Source organism: Allobosea sp. ASV33, assembly GCF_016428755.1.
Lineage (GTDB): Bacteria > Pseudomonadota > Alphaproteobacteria > Rhizobiales > Beijerinckiaceae > Allobosea.
In genome coordinates, this window is sequence record NZ_JAELTI010000019.1 from 1 (window position 1) to 16,785 (window position 16,785).

The following is a 16,785-nucleotide window of genomic DNA, read 5'->3' on the forward strand; positions in this document are numbered from 1 at the left end:
GTTCCGGCGCGGCCGGAATGCAGGCTGTGCATGAAAGAACCATCGGCGCCCACCGTGAGAGTGCCGATGTCATCAACCTGCGTGATGCTGATCCCCTCTTCAGCGGCGCCGGCGCCATTGCCGATCGCGAAGGTGCCGCCAGGCCCCGAATACGAGGCGCTGACATCTGCGAAGGAATAGGTGGTCGTGCCCATGAGAGCCCCTCAGATCAGCGATTGACGGAGATCAGCACCGGCACGCTGTGCACGGCGCCAGCAAGTTTGGTCGCGATCTGGAAAACGACGGACTCGCGAGCTTCGCGGTTGGCCTGAGCCTGGCTTGCGACCGGCGGCGCATAGACATAGTAGCCGGTCGGCAGTGTATCGCCGGTCTTCAACTGCCCAATTCCCGCAGCATTCCACACCCCCGGCGCAATAAGGCCGTTTGTCCGCGCCTGGATCAGTCGCTTCTCCATGATCGTCTGCAGGGTGGTCATGCCCTCGTCGGTCTGGGGGATCTTCGGGAAGGTGTAGAGTGCGTTGTAGACAGCGGTCTGAAGATCGTTTTCCAGCCAGTCGAGGCCGTGCCACTCGTCGAAGAACGAGCCGTCCGAGTTCGTCCCAAACTGCAGGATCGCGGTCGCGTTGTCGTAGTTGACGAAGACGTTGATGTTCTTCGCCTTCAGCGTCGCAGCTTGGCTTTCGGTCAGGGTCTCGGCAACGACGCCGGGCTCCTGCTTGAACATCATCGTGATCGTGGTGTTCGTCCCCTGGAAATTCACCGTTGAGGCGCGGCCGAAGAACGAAGCGACAGCCTGCGGCGACGAGGTCGAATATTGGACGAAAGACCGCTTGTAGCCGGCCGCCTTCAACTGCGAGCCCAGGTCCGTCGACAACGTCGAGTCGATCGCAGTGGTGTCCGTCGCCGTGAAGCCGATGCGTCGCTTCTTGCCCTGCCCTTCAATGAAGGCAGTAGCGGCTACACAGGACGGGATATCGACGCTGGGTTCGGCGATGATCGCGGCGTACCAGTCGCCCGAGGCGTTCACGAGCGCCTGAAGCGCCTGAACGAGCGTCTCAGCGACGATGCCGTTGGCCGGCGCGCTGGCCTGTCCAGCCTTGCCCTTGAGGAGGGCTGCGACCGACGTACCGGCGCCGCCCGCGAGCGTCGCGCCAGAGACGGTGATGTTGGTACCGCTCTTGGCCAGGGTGTAGGCGTTGCCGCCGGTGCCGGGGGCGTCCGCGATAACGTAAACGTTCGTTCCCACCGCCAGATAGTTCATCAGGGCGACGTTGACGTCCGTGGACGTGTTCAGGAACGTCGCGAGGTCCGTCGCCATCTGGGCAGGAGATGCCGAGATGTTGATCTGATTGCCGGCCGCGCCAGACGCCTTGAAGGTGATGGCGGTGCCATTGACGGTGACGGTGTCATTCACCGCCGGCAGACCACTGAACCCGATGCTGCCGAACGCGGTCGGATCAGCGAGGTAGCCGATCGTCGATGTCGCGCCGGTCGAGCCGGACTTGATCACAAAGCGGTTGCTGTTCCCATCCCAAACGACAGTCGACCCAGCCACCAGCGCCGCAACTGCGGTCTGGATCACGGAAGCCACCCCGTTGAGGTTAGTCTGCGCCGAGAAGTTGAGGCCGGAAACCGTGCGGGGGATGCCGTCGAGGATGAAATAGAAGGCGCCGGCGGTGATCGCGGTGAAGTTGGCGATCAACTGGTCCGTCGAAGACAGCACGCCGCCGTTGAGCGTCGCGTGCGTCGCGGTCCGGGCCCAGCGGCCGATGTAATAGATCGACGGCTGCGGCGTCTGGCCGAAATGGCGCGCCGCGGCCAGATACTCCGGATCGGTCGTCGAGAAATCGGCCGCGACACCGGTCAGGTTCGAATAGCTCCGGATGCGCTGGTTGATGTCGATGACATCGGTCGCACCGACGGCGATGCCCGCACCGAAGTTGCGCGTCGGCGCCGCGACGGGCGCCAAGCTGATGTTGATTTTGACGATATCGCTGACAGCGAGCCCTTGGGCCATGATCAGGTCTCCACGATGAAGGGCTGGGTGGCGTCAGGGGTCGAGATCGAGCCCTGAGCCGAGAGAAGGTTGAGGATCGGATAGGAGCGCGTGATGAGGCGCCGGAACTGCATCTCGAGATCGATGCGGCGGATGAAACGCTCGTTGATGATGTCCGAGGCGGTACGAGCCCGACTGCATTCCAGGAGAGCGACGCCCACGGCGTTCAGCGCATCCCAGTTCTGCTTGATCCAAAGGCCGTCGCGGAGCTGCGAGGCTTTGGAGTAGCCGTTGGGCCCGTAGAAGCTTCCAAGGATCGTCAGGGTCTCGTGCCGCGTCAGTTCGGTGCTGCCGTCGCCCTCTGGATGGTGTTGCTGGTGAGCGCCCCAATCCGCATCGAGTTCCATGATGCCAAAGGCACACCATGAGACGTTGTCGGGCGGCATCGGTGGCGGTTTCGGCTGCCACCGCGGCCGAACATTCACACGATCGATGGCGGTGAGCGCAGCGATCGTGTTGCCGATCAGATCCTCGAACGCGTCATCCTCGACAGGCGTCGTCGATGACGGGACCAGAGGTCCGCCGGTCGCTGAGGTGTTGGCCATGTCGGATTACCGCAGGTCGAGCAGGCGGCAGGTCGCGCAGGTGAAGCCGGCGCCGTAGCGGGAATAATCATCGACCACGACGACGGTCCATTTCCGGCCGCGCCAGTCGAGCTCGTCGGCATCCACGCCATTGCCTCCCTCAGTAAAGGTGAAGGTGGAATGGACGATGATGGAGCCTTCCGACAGCGCTGCCTGGGGATTGCGCTGCAGGTTGCGGCCCTTGTCGGAGGTGACGACGCATAGGATCGCTGTTGATGTCGTCGTGACCGTGGTGCGGCCCGTGACGGGGTCAACAGTCACCGCGTTGCGATAGACCGTGGCAGTGTCAGCGAACTCTGGATCGTCCAGGATTTCGGAGACGTCGAGAGTTGGCATCACTCGCCCTTCTTCCGAACCACGTGCGTGATTGCTCGACGGTATTGGCCCGTATCGATGAGCGGCTTCGTACCGGTGCGGCCCTTGGCCTTGCGCTTGGCGATCGTGACCGGCGAAAGGGGCGCGAACGGCCCTTCGGTGATCTTCGCCTTCACTGCGTTCTCAGCCGTGATCCCGACAGCGGTCAGGGTGGCATCGGCGTCCGACGATTTGCCTGAAAGCGCGGATTGCGCCCCGGTCTTCATCCGCTTCTCGATTTTATCGCGAGCGGATTCGACGCCAGGCACCAAATGCGGACGCGGCGGGATATTCTGGGTTGGAGAACCCGTCTCCATCAGGTAGCCGATTTCGGCATTGCTGATGGCGTCGCCGTCGTCTCGTCCCGCTGCGGTGTCCGGGATGCCGACCAGAACCTCTTTCGAGGTCAATGCTTTGATCGCCTTGAGAAGATCGGGAACGCCGTCTTTCGTGATCTTAACGGTCATGCGCAGGGCAACACGTAGATCGGACCGGCCCCAGCAGCACGGAGAAGGCGATAGAGACGCAGCCCGTAACTCGTGGCATTCCACTCCCCAGCACCGGGGTAGGTGGCCGCTCCTGTGTCATAGGAGACAGAGACCTTATCGACTGACTTGGATGCCTGAGGGCCGCTGACCTGCCCCGGCGTCCCACCGGCTGACGCGGAGCGCGCGTCCCGCTTGCCGAGCACTAGGTTGTGCGCTGTGAACAGCATGACGGCGAGGTCATAGGAATTGCGGAGCCGGTTCGCGTTAAGCTGGAATGGCGCCTGCGACAGCCAGAATTCGACGGTCGTCTGCGGGAAAGCAGTGATGTCCGCAAACTCCGTGAAGACGGCCACGAAACTGGAATAGGTGACCGCCATCAGAAAACTTCCTCAGCATCAGCCCTGATCGGGGATTTTCTGTTCCTGATCGGCCGGGATATCAGCGGGGGCATCGGTCGCGGCCGGCCGGTCGGCCTCGGTCTCGGGGGCCGGATCGCTTTGCGCTGCATCAGCGGGAGCTTCCGGAGCCGGCGAATCTTCGGCGGATGTATCCTGATCCGCAGACGGCGCCGCTACTTCGTCCGTCTGCACTGGCTTCGGCGCGGGGTCGACCAGTGGCGCATGTTCGGCCAGGAAGGCCTCCATTCGCGGCACGACGTCTTCCAGTCGCGCCAGTAGCGCCGGGAGCCCTGCCAGTCGCGTCATCAATGCATCGAAATCCATGGCAGTCTTCCTGTACGGTCAGTGGACAGTTGGAGCAGACTAGGCCGCCTTTTCGGCGACCTCGATGCCGGACAGGTGCGGTTGCTTGCGCGGCGCCCGGGGGTCGTCCTTCGGCATCAGCGGCTCCAGACCGCTGCGGACGCTCTCGCATTCCTTCGCGACCCCATGAACCTCGTCCGTTTTGGGGGAGCCGAAGATCAGCCCGTTCTTGACGGCGTCGTGATCCTTGTTCTGCTCTTTCCACGCCGCCCAAAATTCGGCCGGGACACCGGAGGTGAGCGCATAGCCGGCGACGCCGTTGATGAGAGCCTGCCCGAAAGGCACGGCAGGCCCGCGGACGAAGATCGTTTCGCCGTCCTGCTGGGCGCGCTTCACTGTCCGTTGACCGCCGCCCATCACAGGCTCAGCGGTATCGGCCATCTTGAAAACGCGCAGATGCAGGCCATTCGGGATCTTGCAGGCAACCGTGACGGCCTCGCCAGCCATGGGTATTCTCCTGAGGGTGTTTTGGCGTTGAGGGAGGTCGGAGAGGCTGGCGTTAGACGCCAACCATGCTCGCGATGGCCGCCGGCATGCGGATGATGGCCCCCCAGGACCCGGCAGTGACCTTCTGGCGGAAGGACGAAAGCTGCCGGACGATCGGATGCGTGCGCATCTTCTCGTTGAACGAGCAGTAGCCGGTGTCCTGGCCATCGACGGATTCCGCGATGAGCTGCACCAGGTTTCCGGCCGCATTGCCCTGCGGGTTCGCGGCCGACTGCGATCCGTAGAGTACGTCCGACTCGACGCGAAGATTGGGGAAGTTCTTCTTCAGCAGGTCGTAGACCGAGATGCCGAACGAATTGGTCGCAGTGAGCGCCACTTCGGAGCTCGGCGACATCGCCAGAACCATTGGCGTGTCCTGCTGGATGAGGCCAGCGGTCTGGGTCACGAGCTGCAGGTAGATCGCCTGCACATCCGCATAGATCTCGTTGGCGGTCGCGACGATCGCGCCGTTATTGATCCATTTGACGCCACCCGCCGCCTTGGTGGCAGGTGTCAGCGAGGCCGACAGATTGGGGTCGTTGAGCAGGCCATAGTTCTGAAGCCCGGCCACGCCGAAGTGGTAGGTCAGGTTCATGAACTTATCGAGGATGGTGGCGGCGGCCGTGTCGATCTCCGCAACCCAGCCGATGCGGGCGAGGCCAGCACGCTCGATCTCGCGATCGCCGTATTCCTTCACCGTCTGGAAGAGGTAGGCTTGGCGCTGCGGCCAGTTGGTGTTCGCGCCGGCACGGCCGTTCTCGGCATAGTCGCCGTAGCTCGACACCTCTCCGGTATGCTCGACGACGGGGAACATAGCGGTCTCGTCCAGCCATCCGCCCTTGCGATTCTCACCGAAGATCTGCGCACCCTTGTTCGGAGAGAACAGGATGTGGAAGACCTGTGGATCGACCATCGTGGTGAGGAAGGCCGGGATGGCGGAATTCGGATCGGTCGCCAAGGCGGGCTGGACCGCGTCCATGGCGAGCGAGATATCCGCCTTCACCCCATCGGGGATGTACGAGGTCACGCCCGAAAGATAGACGCCCTTCTGCTCGTGCATTGGAACGTGCGCTTTCCAGGCGGCAGCCGCTTCCTGAAAGTTCATGATGTGGTCTCCGCTTGAATTGAGGGCACACAGCCCGCGAGATGGAGGGGCGCCGGGCGATTAGCCGAGCGGATGAGTGGTGACCTTGACGAGCTCGCCAGCGAGCGCTGCGCTCTTCGCGATCCAGCGGGTTTCGATGTTCATCGTCGCCGCGACGGTCGTGGAGGCGGCCGTCTGAGTGGTGTCGACTATGTAAGTGCCCGTGCCACCCGTTCCGGTGCCGAGCGCGGTCACGGTCGTTCCAGCGGTGACGCCCGATCCCGACACGACCGCACCCACACCGACCGTTCCCGAGGACACGGCAGAAACGGTCAGCGTGCCATAGGTCTCGGAGATCGTGGTCGAGGCGACGGTCTGGCTCGGGATGCTGACGACATAGGTACCGATACCGCCCGCGGTGCCCGAAAGCTGCGAGACGATCCGGGTTCCGGTGGCGACGTTCGTGCCCGACAGCAAGCCGCCGGCAACCGCGGTGCCTGAACCGACTGCGGTGATGGTCAGGATGTTGTCGCTGATCGAACCGGTGAACGAACCCGTGCTGGCCGCGATCGCGCCGGTCACACTGGCAGAGGTCGCCGCGCCGGGCGCAGCGAAGGTGACCTTGCCGTCCGCGAAGTTCGCATAAGCCTTCATCTCCGGCTGAACGGCGGCGGCGCCATCGTTCTTCACCCAGATGCCGCCCGCGCTCATCACGGTGATTGGGAAGCCGGCCGGCACCTGCATCCCGGCTTGGGCGAGATAGGTGGTGATGAGGCCCTGCTGTTCGCGGTGAACAAGGCCAGCCACGGGGCCGGAGCCGAAATTGTTCACCGCAGCGGGGGCATTGTCCCCGTCCAGCAGAGCCTTGCTCAGCCAGGCGAAGCGTCCGACGAGGACGCCGCTGGAACCAGCAACCAGGCCACGGGGGCCGGCGTCGACGCTGACACGCGGGTTCGTGTCGCAGAAATCACCGAGGACGGCCGGGGCCGGCTGCACGGCCACGGAGGTCTGGAAACCAGCCATGTGGAATCTCCTGTGTTCGGCTCGCGGCCGCGTTCGATGTCAGAGGGGTTGGGAAGGTTAGGCGTGGCCGATCTTGACCGCGTCGGGGAACATGGTCGCGAAGGAGGCCGACGAAGCTGAGTCCATGGCGACGCGCGACGGCTGAGCCGACTTGGCGCCGGGCTTCGGGAGGGCGGCCAGGATTGCCGGGAAAGCCGAGGGATGAACGTTGTCGACGGCGTGGCCCAGGGCGGTCAGGGCGGTCTTGTAGACGGCATCGGCGCTGTCATGGGCCATGGCGAGTTCGCCGACATAGGGGCGCACGGCACGCTCGGCGTCGCGGATCTCACGCTGGTTCCGCGCGGCGTCGGAATTGGCCTTGGCGACCGCAGCCTTGATCGCTTCGTCCATGGCGGTCTTGGTCACCACGTCCTTCTTCTCCTCACCCTTGTCTTCGTCCTCGGCACCGGTGGTTTCGTCGTCGTCCTCATCCATGGCCGCGGCGCCACCGCCGATCATGGCGAGCACCTTGGCCAGGTCTTCGTCGGAGAGCTTGCCCGCGAGGAACGCCTTGATCTGCTCGGCATCCGCGTCGGAGGCATTCTCCTCGATCGCCGCGACCGGGAGCCCGGAATTCGGATCGATGTCGGCCCCTTCCGCGACATCGGCCTGTTCCAGCACGTCGAGAAGATCGGTCAGGTCGTCGATCGTGGCATCCTGGGCCAGCTTGCCATCGGTGCGCTGCTTGATGCCGGCTATGATGGTGGGGGCCTTCGACTTCAGGTTCTTGGCCGTCACCCCTTTGAAGAGCGGGGAGATATCGACCTTGGCATCCTGGGCAAGGCGGGGGACCAGGGCCGCGACCAGCGCGCCCTGCACGAAGACTGCCTTGCGGGTCAGCACGGCGGACTTGGACATATCGAATGCTCCGATGTTCAAAGAGGGTTTCGCGTCGCCGACAACAACATCGGGCCCGGCGCGGCCCTCCTTCACGAGACTGACGTGGTTGCCGACGATGTCGCGCATCACGCCGTCATAGGCTTCGCCTTCCGGCGTCTTTCCAGGGGTCATGTCCGCCCGGTATCGGTAGGCGCAGGACAGCTCTTTCTTGACTTCTGCCTCGACGCCTTCGATGGCGTCCCGAGCCCAGATCACGAGGCTGTTGCGGAGGAACGGCGTGTCGAAGGTGGCGCTGTCGCCGGTTGACCCGACGACGAGATCGGGCTGGTGATCATCCGCGCTCACCGGCACGTGGCGGGACAGCAGCGGCAGCCCATTGAAGCTCGGAGCGGCCTTCGCCAGCTCCTCGGGGTCGCGATAGAGCTTGTAGGTCCGGTCGGGGTTGAGCCCGAGCTTCTCCCAGTCAGGGATTTCCCTGCCGAGATACGGATTGACCGCGGCCCGGCTGATGTTGCTCACCGCCACGCGCATCCGGCCGTCGCGGTCGTAGCTGCGGACGGTCGAACGATCGAGCGCGAAGGCTTCATCCGCCCCGCAAGGGTTGCGTCCAGTGAGCTTCGACATGCAGGATAGACCTCAACCCGTTGAGCGATGGGCTGTTGCCCGTTACTGTCCGCGCCCGATGACCATCGACGAGATCATTGCCGAATTGCGCGACATGGCGATCGAGGCCGCGTCCGATCAGCCACGTGCGGTGATGACCGAGGTCGACATGATGGAATGGGATGCTGCCCTGCTGATCGAAGAAATGCGGGACGCGCTCTCCAAGATCGCTCAAGGTTGCGATGATCCTCGCGAAGCCGCCCGGTTCGTTATCGATGAGCGGGAGCGGCGGCTGAGGCGCATGGCTCAGGCTTCGGCGTCATCGATCACCGGCTCAGGGTAGCATCGGCAGTTCGGCAGTGCTCCGGCATGCCCTGTCAAACCGTCCAGCGTCGGCGGGTCGTTCCATGCGACGAAGCGGCCTTCCATCTTGCGATGCGATTCACGGACATCGGTGTCGCCAGCGGTACGCCAGATATAGCCGCGGGAACCGACGCTCTCTGCCCTCGCCTGTGACAGCGTGGTGGATGTGCGCCCGACTTCTGTCCTGGCGATCAGGTTCGCCCGTGACTTCGTAACATGCCCGGTCTTCATGATCTCGGCAGCCACCTCGGAGGCTCTGAGCCCCTTCGTGATGCCTTCCGTCGTGATCTTGTGGACCCGCTCGGCCGCCTCGATTGGCAGGCTCTTGATCAGTCCAACCTGCTCCTCGAGCAGTTGCTGCATGCGGATTCCGACGGGAGCCCGTTCAATCTCGCTCTTCAGCGACATGCCCATCTGGCGAGCGAGCTTCATCCAGGCTCGTTCATCGTGCTCCGATACTTGAGCAATCATCCGGCCAGAGACAGCGCGCGCCCATGGCTCGATGATCTCGCCATAGCGGTCCAATGCATAGGTCAGCGCATCGGTCTGCTCAGCGCCGAACGTCTCGACCAGATCGGCGATATGCCTGGCGATCTTGCGAAGCTGCTGGGCGAAGCGTCGCTCCACCTTGCGGGCGGCGCTGAAGCCGGATCCCGGCGCCTTCTCCCTCGCCTTATCGAAGGCGAAGCGGATCGTGCCATTGATATCTGTGCGGCTGATCATGCCGCCTCCGGCAGCGTTCCGTCCGGCAGTTCAGGCGCCGGCGGTTCGGCCTCGGCTTGGGCGATGTCGTCAGGCGTGAGGCTGGACCAAAGGCCGGTCTCCGCGCCGATCTTGGCGAGTTCGCGCATGGCGATACCGTCATCGACCAAGCCGGCCTCTGCGGCGCCAGCAACCGCGGCTGTGAGCGTCGACGCGATCGAGGCCTTGTCGAGATCGGAGAGAACGGCGACGGGCGCCGCCCCGGCGTCGAGCGAGGTGTATGGCGTCGTCTTGTCGGTGGCGACACGCTTCCGCTCTTCCTCGGGGGAGATGACGTTCGCGTTGATGAGCACGGCGCCGGTCTCAGCCTCGATCTTGTTGACCTCTGCCTGCTCCTTCTCGTTGAGCGAATAGAGCGGGTTGAATTTGATCGTGATCGCTGGGTCGACTTCGCCGAAGAGCGAGAGCTGCACGAAGCCGAGGAGGCGATGCAGATTGTCCCGGAAGAGGACGCCCTGATAGGCGGCGATCCAGTCATAGAAGACGCGGATTTCGCCATCGGACGATGCATTGAGGCCAGATGGCGTGATGCCCAACAGCTTCACCAACGGGATCGAGCTCACCGACGACAACTGTTCCTGGCTCTGCGCCTGCAGCTTGTCGAGCGTGCCGAGCGGAACCGAGATGTTGAAGAAATCCTCGGTATCTTTGTCGATCGCCAGCGTGCCGCGGTTATCCCGCATCGTGGTGAAGAGCTTCAGCCGTGCCAGCAGCTCGGCGCCGTCGTCAATCTGCGATCGCTCGGTCAGATCAGTCTTCAAGCCCGTGAACGAGAACGAACTGATCAGGTCCGAAACCGCTTCCCGCGTCTTGATCCAGTTGTCGACATAGGGCTGCGCCATCTGGCTCATGCTGAGCCCGCTGAACAGGTAGGTCGGCTTCAGCAGGTCGGGGACCGGGCGACCGATGAAGGTCAGCAGGCGTGATGTGTGCACCTCCTTGCCCATGACGTACCAGCCAACGGGCCGGAACCAATCACCCTTGAGCGGATCGGTCGAATTGTAGGTGGTCGCTGCCACCCACATCGGCTCTATGTAGCGGAGGCGGCGAAGCGACTTCTGCCCCACCTTCCCTTGGCTCATCGAGTTCCAGCCGTCACCGACCGGCGATTTCAGTTCCTCGCGATCATCGGTTTCGCCGAGATCGAGGAAGATGTGGCCCCGACCGAAGTAGCCATCGCCCTCTGCCGCCTTGCGGAACATGTCCTGCACATGCAGGCGGCCGAACTCCGCCTCGATGGCTTTGATCTTCTCCGCTTTCTGCTTGGCCTCGTCATCGCCGCCGGCGGATTCGAACGTGATCCAAGCCCGCGTCATCTCCGACGCGATGGTCTCCGTGATCTTCCGATACTCCGGCCGCTGCGCGAGCTGCGACAAAAACGGGAAGCCGGGGAAGACGACACCCTCTTGCAGGCAACCATTTGCCCAACCGAGCGCGGCCGAAACGTTGTCGTCCATCGCCAGCTTCGTGCCGAACGGCAGAACGCCGGGCGGATGGTCGGAGACGATGAAGGCCTCATGCTTCTTCACGTCATTAGCGCCAGCCCAGCCGATCACCCCATGGCCGATCTTGCGACCACGCTTCTCGGGCACCGGCGCTGGGGCATCGTTCACCCCGAGCCAGCGTCTGATCCGTTCGCGAAGCGCCATGCAATCAACCCTGAGCCATCTTCGCGATGAGAGATTCTGTGACCATCATCCGGCCCTTCGTCCCGGTCAGTCGGGCGAACGCGCCGGAACTGGCGTCGACCTGATCTTTGAAGGAGCCACCTGGGAAGAGGCAGAGTTCGTCGAGGTAGGCTTCGTTCCATTCGCCTTCGAGAATGAAGACGTTTCCAGCTTCGCACTGGGCAGCAAATGGCTCGGCTCGAGTGATCTTGTCGCCCGTCTCCGGCTCGGCATGAGCGCGGAAGCCAGCGAGCATTGCAACCATATCGCGGGCCTGAACTTTGCCGGCCTGCCCCGGATCCTGAGGCAGGCTGATCTCGACACGGCGGCCGTCGGTCGTGGCAGTCAGCTTGATCAGCTTTCGAACCTCGGGGCCTTCAATCTGGCCGGTGATAGAATGCCCGACGATGAAGGAACCGTCTGGCGCCTTCCCGATCTTCACGCCGGCCGTGCGAGCGCTGTTCGATTTCGCGGTTGCGGCCAAATCCCAATGCCGAACCCAGCGCGTGGCCTGCGGCGCCGCGCGGATGAGCTTGCCGTCGAACCACGCACGCTTGAACATCCCGCCCTCGCGAGGCGTCGGGCGCTGCTGGTACTGGCCGGCATAGGCGTACGAGCCCATGCCCGATTTCAGGGCTTCGACCGTCTCGCGAGGGAAGCGCACCGGGTCGAGCAGATCGCCATCGACCTCGCGAGGGTCTTCAAATCCGATCTCTGTTCGGCACCGTCGATCGGCGTCGAACTCCATCGGCAGGCACAGATGCACGAACCCCATGCCGAGCTTCAGGATCGTGCCTGAGACGTCCTCCGCGTGCAGCCGCTGCATCACGACGACGATCGCGGACTTTTCCTGATCGTTGAGGCGGTTCAGCGCGCCCTCTCGGAAGCGCCTCGTGGTTGTCTGCCGTTCCGCCGGGCTCTCTGCGGTCTCGGTCGAATGCGGGTCGTCGATGATCAGCCGGTCGCCACGCTGCGAGGTCAGCGAGCCGAAGGCGACGCCCTCGCGGGATCCTGTCGAGCTATTCGCGAACGAGGTCTCACCCGTTCGGGTCAGCACCACCTCGGGGTAGAGAGCCCGATACCAATCGGAGAGGATCAGGTCGCGGCACTTGCGGGTGTCGCGCTTGACAGGCCCATCGTTGAACGAAGTCGTCAGGTACCGAAGCGAGCGATGCCCCTGCGCCCATTCCCAGGCAGGCCACATCACGCTGACGATCAGCGATTTCGACGAGCCCGGAGGCACGTTGATCAGGAGTCGATTGATCCTCCCAGCAGATACCGCCTCTAGATGCGCGCAGATTGCATCGAGGTGCCAGTTCCATACGAGAGCCGCGTTCGGCTCCAAGATGCGCCAGGCCTCGCGGATGAACCCGGCAAGCGTGGTGCACCGCGCCCGGATGGCCTCGACGTCACGCGCCAGCCGTGTGCGCTCGCGCTCCTGTTCGCGTCTACGCCTCTCCGCCCTGATCTCCGCTAGCGTCGGCAAGCGGACCGAGGATGGCTTCAAGGCGATTGAGCGCATCGTCGTCCAATTTCGACAGGTCGTAGGTGCCGATGGTGCCGGAGTGCTTGTGCTTTTCGACGATGAGGCCGAACAGTTTGGCCTTACCCATCGAAGCCGCGACGGCGGCGCTGGAATGCTTCTCCGCGATCGCCAGCTTGCGGGCCTCTTCGAGCTCTTCGGCGATGGTCTGAACCGTCACCTCGGCTCGTTTGGCCGCCCTGCCCTGCAATTCCGCGATCCTTGTCAGGACCTTGTCATTTCTTGTCAGGCGGGACGCATTCGGCTCACTCGGCTTATATCCTGCGAGGACATAGGCTTGATTTGCCGGGGTTCCCTTGGCGAGCTCTTGGGCGAAGCGCTCGTGGCGTTGATTGTCGAGGATCGGCACGGCTCACGGCGAAGTGGTGCACGGTCGCCGGATCATTGGGGCCGCGGCGTCATAACCGCTTCCAACGACGAACGTGAAGTTGTGATTGATCAGCTGCCGACGACGCAGGCTCTCCGGGAACTCGGGATGCCACACCAGTTCCTCGATCACCCTCGCCTCAGCCTTGGACATCCTGCCTTGCTCGACGAGATCGCCGACAAGCTCAAGCGCACGGCCAGCAGGGCTTTCCGTGTCGAGGGTCTTCATGGCAAAATCCTGCTAAGGCGAATTTGGGTTGCGTCCGATGACCGAGACAAGAACCGACGTTGCCATTGAAGCCGCCGCGAAGGCGTTCCACGAGACTTGCCGCGAGAAGCGGCAATACACCTGGGAGCAATCCAGCGAGGAGTGGAAGCGAGATCTCCGAGCGTTTGTCAGGCCGATGGTCGAAGCAGCCCTTGTTGCGTCGGATGCAGTCGTTGCCGCGGCTCTGCCTAGGCCGAAGGAGTGAGGGTGCGGTAGGCAAGCCACATGCCCGGGCATTCCGCCCCCTCACTTATGGTTAACGATTTCCAAACGAACACCCTCCGATAACCTTACGCGGCGGATTCGCTGGGAACGTTTCCTATGAGCCGTGTGCTGACCTGTCTCGCTTTGTGCCTATGCTTTTCGGCTGGCATCGCTTTGGAAGCGAGTGCCGCTGATCTCACCAATCCGCTAGCCTACGCTCCGCCATTGGTGGCGCGTTCTCTGATTTCCGAGTTCCGGGGCGGCGTGTACGCCCACGCTATCGGGACTAGGGAAGATGGCTCGGTCGATATCAACGGCGAAGTTCTGTTTTCCAAGCCGCTAATGCCGGCCGACCCGCTGCTGGCTTTCCTTGTGCCGCGGCTGCATCTCGGCACCACAATCAACACGGCGGGGGATACCAGCCAGTTCTACGCCGGCTTCACCTGGACCTATGACATCACGTCGAAGGTGTTCATCGAGGGCAGCGTCGGTGCCGGCTTCCACAACGGTGAAACCGGGCGCTTCCGCGTGCCAGATCGATTGAGCCTGGGCTGCTCGCCCTTGATCCGAGGGACCGGCTCGATCGGCTACCGCCTTAACGAGAACTGGTCGATCATGGCGACCGTGGAGCACATCTCGAACGCCAATCTCTGCCATGCCAACCAAGGTCTGACGAACTACGGTGTGCGGGTCGGTTACACCTTTTGAGCGATCAAGGGCATCGCGCGGACTAGACCACTCGCTTCCCACCCCGGCTTGATTGGCGCTTAGCGGTGAACGTCAGCGGTTTCTCGCTTCCCGCACTCACGCTTCTCTCACGGGCCTCAGCCTTGTCCGTCTGCCGCGCGAACTCTGAATTGCTATGGCCTGACGGGGCGCAGCATCCCGACTTTACCGCGCCCGCGCTTCGCTAACGGGAGGCACCCTCGTTTGCCCGTTCGGGCGAATTGTCGCGCTTGAAGCCCCGCTGTTGCGGAGGCCCGCGCGCCGGCGTCGCAGTGTTCGCTACTCGCGCGGTGAGACCGGGAGGCCCGCGAGGCTAGACTGGCCTTGCACCAGCCGGAGATGATCGACGAGGCCGGGCTTGATACCGGCTGGCCGTTTGCAAAGACACCCGTGCACGGGCTGGCGTTAGTCGTCACGCGCTTCCTTCAGCGCCGCTCGTCGAACTCAGAAATTGCACCGTCGCAAGGGCCGTTCGCATTGAGCGGGGCCGGGAGGTGCCGTGACCGACACGTTTCGCGACGATGGCCAATGCATGCCTGCAAAATGACAATTCGACAACCATCCAATTTACGCCTAAAATCTTGCATTGGAACAAGATTATGGGGATGTACCACGGGCTAGATTTTCAGGCCGTCGGATTGATTTTTACCCTCGGCGGGGAGGTAGGCCAAAACCAGTTCCGAGCGCTGACAGGGAAGCGCTGCCTCTCTTGTTTCTAAGCCATTCCCAGATCCACGGCGCCGCGTAGCCATTGAAGTCGTTCGGATCACAGGCGATTACCAAAAGACTATCTTCGTCATGAGGGATGACGCGCCTGATGGCGGAGGAGACCTGCTCCGCCGAATTCTGCGTCCAAACTAGCCACGTCCACCCGTTGAATCGGATCCAATCACCGGTCGTGCCGATGGCAGCATCCATTTTCCCAACATTCTCTGCGTTTGCTGGCGTTCCGATCCATCGGACCGACACGGCATAGAGCTTAGCCATCGGTCAGCGGTCCTTCGGGTGGCGGCAAGGAGTTGGGGCCGGCCGTCATGATACGAGGATCAGAAGCAGACATTTCAATCTGTCGAAGCTTGATAAAGTCCGCTCCCTCGAGGACCGCCAGCCCAGGGTACTTAATTGCGTAAAACGCCATCCCGCCGCAAAACACGAGGAACACAACTATTGCTGCGACCACAACAAAAAGCAGTGCAGAAACGTGGCCTGAAAGGCCATAGGCCGCTACCGCCAATACGCCATACAAGGCGATTAGCGCGGCGGTGAGCTTTCCAGACAAGCCCGAGCCGAGCTTGATTCTGTCGTATGCTCCCTGAATGATCTTTTGCGGGTCAAACTTCGGCACGATTCCCCCCGGGCCGCAGAGCGTGGCACTTGTCCCGCTCGCTCTCAAGAGGTGTTTGCCTCAACGCGCCGCCGCGGAAATCATACCTCGGCGCCCGTGGATTTCGTGGACAACTGACCGCGTTGATTGCGCTACGTCACCGACTCAGGGTCGAATTACTCCAGCACCACAACTCCGAGAGGGAAATTGCCGTGGCTATTGAACCGGGAACTTACAAGGCTGACTTCGCGACGGCGCTCGGCATTGGATCGGGTATCGTTGTCCTGGCCGCTGGCAAGGCACGCGGCGGTGACTCGGCTATGCTTTATGTCGGCTCTTACAAGGAAGACGGCGACGCCGTTTCCGCCGATCTTCGCGTTTCGCGGCACACAGTGACGCCAACTGTTACGAGCGTGTTCGGCTTAGATAACGTTACTGCCAAGTTCACCGGCGTGTCATCGGGCGGCACAATTTCTCTGCAGGGCGAGAGCCCTCAAGCGCCGGGTATGCCAATGCGGGTCACACTGTACCGCGTTGCAGATTGAGGAGCTCACCTCACGGCGTGCCCTGAAGATGAAGCCGCAGTGGCATCCTGCCACTGCGGTGCATCAATCAAACAGGTCGCCGACGGCTGATTGCTGTCTCGCACGCTCCCGAATACCATCACTTCGAGCCTTCGCGTCATAGCGGTTATGGCAACGCTGGCATAAGGCTCTCAGGTTTTCGTCCGCGCAGTTCTCCGGTTGGTGGTCGAGATGGGCGACGGTGAGGATGATGCGGACAATACGGAGACGTTCAACGCTTTCGCCAACTCCACACCACGCATGTCACCTGGCTGAGGCCATTCCAAACGAAGGCCGTTGTCTCCAGTCGGCTGAGCTTTCAGCCAGCGGCCACCAGGCAACCGTCCGCCGAGCGTGTAGTTCTCGACGCCGCACTCCTCGCAGCGCTGACCCGCGCGCTCGCGAATCTTTGCCGAGATCGCTGGCCATTCCTTCGGATAGCGGGCCTTGTTCTCGGAGCGAATGGGCATGTCTACAACCGCACGGCCCGAGCTCGGCGTAGATCCCCCAATCGGAGCGCGTAGTGCGTCGTCCGGCCGAAAGTCACGACCACCTTTGTGTCGTCGCTGAAGTCGTCGCTGCCTTCGCCTGCAATATCCCCGAACGGTTCAAGAGCGGCTTCCAAAGTAGCTATCCGCTCGTCTTTCAACGCTAGGTTCGCGAACTCTTCCTCGGTCATTA

At 62.7% G+C, this 16,785-nt stretch carries 22 protein-coding genes; 3 read left to right on the top strand and 19 right to left on the bottom strand.

Going from position 1 to position 16,785, the window contains the following annotated elements:
- The 11 genes from JHD80_RS08285 to JHD80_RS08335 form a co-directional block, all read right to left on the bottom strand.
- A partial coding sequence (locus JHD80_RS08285; RefSeq protein ID WP_199085940.1) for a tail tube family protein occupies nucleotides 1-194 on the bottom strand: 194 nt, incomplete at its 3' end.
- Nucleotides 195-208: 14 nt separating this feature from the next.
- Complete coding sequence (locus tag JHD80_RS08290; RefSeq protein ID WP_199085942.1) at nucleotides 209-2,017, bottom strand: DUF3383 domain-containing protein; 1,809 nt, start codon at nucleotides 2,015-2,017, stop codon at nucleotides 209-211.
- A 2-nt stretch (nucleotides 2,018-2,019) separates the two neighbouring features.
- Nucleotides 2,020-2,601: a phage neck terminator protein gene (locus tag JHD80_RS08295; protein WP_199085944.1), complete on the bottom strand. Its 582-nt coding sequence runs from the start codon at nucleotides 2,599-2,601 to the stop codon at nucleotides 2,020-2,022.
- 6 nt (nucleotides 2,602-2,607) lie between these two features.
- Entirely contained in the window at nucleotides 2,608-2,976 is a 369-nt protein-coding gene (locus JHD80_RS08300; RefSeq protein ID WP_210339835.1) for a hypothetical protein, read from the bottom strand.
- Nucleotides 2,976-3,461 (bottom strand): hypothetical protein, encoded by a 486-nt coding sequence (locus JHD80_RS08305; protein ID WP_199085948.1) that lies wholly within the window; start codon nucleotides 3,459-3,461, stop codon nucleotides 2,976-2,978. Before JHD80_RS08305 ends, JHD80_RS08300 begins: the two co-directional genes overlap by 1 nt.
- The gene (locus JHD80_RS08310) at nucleotides 3,458-3,859 is read right to left on the bottom strand and encodes a DUF4054 domain-containing protein (RefSeq protein WP_199085950.1); all 402 of its coding nucleotides are present in this window, start codon (nucleotides 3,857-3,859) and stop codon (nucleotides 3,458-3,460) included. Before JHD80_RS08310 ends, JHD80_RS08305 begins: the two co-directional genes overlap by 4 nt.
- 18 nt (nucleotides 3,860-3,877) lie before the next feature.
- A complete protein-coding gene (locus JHD80_RS08315) occupies nucleotides 3,878-4,204 on the bottom strand; it encodes a hypothetical protein (RefSeq protein ID WP_199085952.1) in 327 nt (108 codons plus the stop codon).
- Between the two features lie 39 nt (nucleotides 4,205-4,243).
- Nucleotides 4,244-4,690, bottom strand: coding sequence for a hypothetical protein (locus JHD80_RS08320; RefSeq protein ID WP_199085954.1), 447 nt, complete (start codon nucleotides 4,688-4,690; stop codon nucleotides 4,244-4,246).
- 52 nt (nucleotides 4,691-4,742) lie between these two features.
- A complete protein-coding gene (locus JHD80_RS08325; protein ID WP_199085956.1) occupies nucleotides 4,743-5,834 on the bottom strand; it encodes a major capsid family protein in 1,092 nt (363 codons plus the stop codon).
- 60 nt (nucleotides 5,835-5,894) lie between these two features.
- The gene (locus tag JHD80_RS08330) at nucleotides 5,895-6,836 is read right to left on the bottom strand and encodes a structural cement protein Gp24 (RefSeq protein ID WP_199085958.1); all 942 of its coding nucleotides are present in this window, start codon (nucleotides 6,834-6,836) and stop codon (nucleotides 5,895-5,897) included.
- Between the two features lie 57 nt (nucleotides 6,837-6,893).
- Entirely contained in the window at nucleotides 6,894-8,339 is a 1,446-nt protein-coding gene (locus JHD80_RS08335; protein WP_199085960.1) for a DUF2213 domain-containing protein, read from the bottom strand.
- A gap of 58 nt (nucleotides 8,340-8,397) precedes the next feature.
- On the opposite strand from JHD80_RS08335, the gene JHD80_RS08340 reads away from it, so the two are divergent.
- Nucleotides 8,398-8,661 (top strand): hypothetical protein, encoded by a 264-nt coding sequence (locus tag JHD80_RS08340; RefSeq protein WP_199085962.1) that lies wholly within the window; start codon nucleotides 8,398-8,400, stop codon nucleotides 8,659-8,661.
- On the opposite strand, the gene JHD80_RS08345 is transcribed toward JHD80_RS08340, so the two are convergent.
- The 5 genes from JHD80_RS08345 to JHD80_RS08365 are packed head-to-tail and all read right to left on the bottom strand — an operon-like array spanning nucleotide 8,625 to nucleotide 13,248.
- Nucleotides 8,625-9,404, bottom strand: a complete 780-nt coding sequence (locus tag JHD80_RS08345; protein ID WP_199085964.1) for a phage head morphogenesis protein — start codon at nucleotides 9,402-9,404, stop codon at nucleotides 8,625-8,627. The genes JHD80_RS08340 and JHD80_RS08345 overlap by 37 nt on opposite strands.
- The gene (locus JHD80_RS08350) at nucleotides 9,401-11,092 is read right to left on the bottom strand and encodes a DUF1073 domain-containing protein (RefSeq protein ID WP_199085966.1); all 1,692 of its coding nucleotides are present in this window, start codon (nucleotides 11,090-11,092) and stop codon (nucleotides 9,401-9,403) included. The genes JHD80_RS08345 and JHD80_RS08350 overlap by 4 nt, the downstream gene beginning before the upstream one ends.
- Before the next feature lie 4 nt (nucleotides 11,093-11,096).
- Nucleotides 11,097-12,632: a phage terminase large subunit gene (terL, locus tag JHD80_RS08355; protein WP_199085968.1), complete on the bottom strand. Its 1,536-nt coding sequence runs from the start codon at nucleotides 12,630-12,632 to the stop codon at nucleotides 11,097-11,099.
- On the bottom strand, nucleotides 12,559-13,002 hold the full coding sequence (locus JHD80_RS08360; RefSeq protein WP_199085970.1) for a terminase small subunit: 444 nt from the start codon (nucleotides 13,000-13,002) through the stop codon (nucleotides 12,559-12,561). The genes terL and JHD80_RS08360 overlap by 74 nt, the downstream gene beginning before the upstream one ends.
- A 3-nt stretch (nucleotides 13,003-13,005) precedes the next feature.
- Complete coding sequence (locus JHD80_RS08365; RefSeq protein ID WP_199085972.1) at nucleotides 13,006-13,248, bottom strand: hypothetical protein; 243 nt, start codon at nucleotides 13,246-13,248, stop codon at nucleotides 13,006-13,008.
- 360 nt (nucleotides 13,249-13,608) lie between these two features.
- Here JHD80_RS08365 and JHD80_RS08370 point away from each other — a divergent pair, with 360 nt between their 5' ends.
- Nucleotides 13,609-14,199, top strand: coding sequence for an acyloxyacyl hydrolase (locus JHD80_RS08370; RefSeq protein WP_199085974.1), 591 nt, complete (start codon nucleotides 13,609-13,611; stop codon nucleotides 14,197-14,199).
- 997 nt (nucleotides 14,200-15,196) lie between these two features.
- Here JHD80_RS08370 and JHD80_RS08375 read toward each other — a convergent pair.
- Nucleotides 15,197-15,562 carry a hypothetical protein gene (locus tag JHD80_RS08375; RefSeq protein WP_199085976.1) on the bottom strand — a complete coding sequence of 122 codons (366 nt, stop codon included), beginning with the start codon at nucleotides 15,560-15,562 and terminating at the stop codon, nucleotides 15,197-15,199.
- A gap of 191 nt (nucleotides 15,563-15,753) precedes the next feature.
- On the opposite strand from JHD80_RS08375, the gene JHD80_RS08380 reads away from it, so the two are divergent.
- Entirely contained in the window at nucleotides 15,754-16,086 is a 333-nt protein-coding gene (locus JHD80_RS08380; protein WP_199085978.1) for a hypothetical protein, read from the top strand.
- A gap of 170 nt (nucleotides 16,087-16,256) precedes the next feature.
- Here JHD80_RS08380 and JHD80_RS08385 read toward each other — a convergent pair whose 3' ends face one another.
- On the bottom strand, nucleotides 16,257-16,574 hold the full coding sequence (locus JHD80_RS08385) for a hypothetical protein (protein ID WP_199085980.1): 318 nt from the start codon (nucleotides 16,572-16,574) through the stop codon (nucleotides 16,257-16,259).
- A 2-nt stretch (nucleotides 16,575-16,576) separates the two neighbouring features.
- On the bottom strand, nucleotides 16,577-16,783 hold the full coding sequence (locus JHD80_RS08390; protein ID WP_199085982.1) for a hypothetical protein: 207 nt from the start codon (nucleotides 16,781-16,783) through the stop codon (nucleotides 16,577-16,579).
- Between the last annotated feature and the right edge of the window lie 2 nt (nucleotides 16,784-16,785).